The following is a 545-nucleotide window of genomic DNA, read 5'->3' on the forward strand; positions in this document are numbered from 1 at the left end:
AACGGCGATTTTTGAGGATAGCCTGGAGAGCCAAGCTGCTGGGGGTAGTCGGGGTAACCAGGCTTTTTCTGGAAAGAACCGGAACCGGGGTAGCCAGGGTTGGGCTTTTGTGGAAAAGAATTAGAGTAGTCGGGATCAACCCTTTTCTGAAAAGAACCGGAGTCAGAGTAGCCCAAGCCGGGCTTTTTCCCGACCATCTCCCCCGGATAGGATTTTGCTCGGGATCCCAAGCGTAGAGCGTTCTGATATTCGCCTTCGCTGATCCGTTCGCTATACGCTACATCGCCTTGGCTATTCAAATACCTTCGATAGCATTCGATCTCGTCATACTCCCAAGAGATCTCAGACTTGTAGTAGACGCAAGGCTGTCGCGAAAGTTCCGATACCAAAGGCCGATCGCACACAACCCTGCCGTAAACTTGAGCCAAGTTTGCTCCTTTTGCCTGGGGGTTGGTCTGACCGAGATGGCGAAGCTCGGCTATCTTGAGCAACCGAGTTGCAGAGAGCTGTTGAACCAACCTTTGGGAGCGCAAATACTCAACAAA

Annotated in this window: 1 pseudogene; it reads right to left on the minus strand. The window is 51.9% G+C overall.

The annotated features are described in order from the left end of the window. Positions 1-428 (minus strand): annotated as a pseudogene (locus NW838_RS11285) (hypothetical protein); the annotation flags it as partial. Positions 429-545: the final 117 nt, after the last annotated feature.

Origin of the sequence: Synechococcus sp. R55.2, from assembly GCF_047462075.1 — a bacterium.
GTDB lineage: Bacteria > Cyanobacteriota > Cyanobacteriia > Thermostichales > Thermostichaceae > Thermostichus.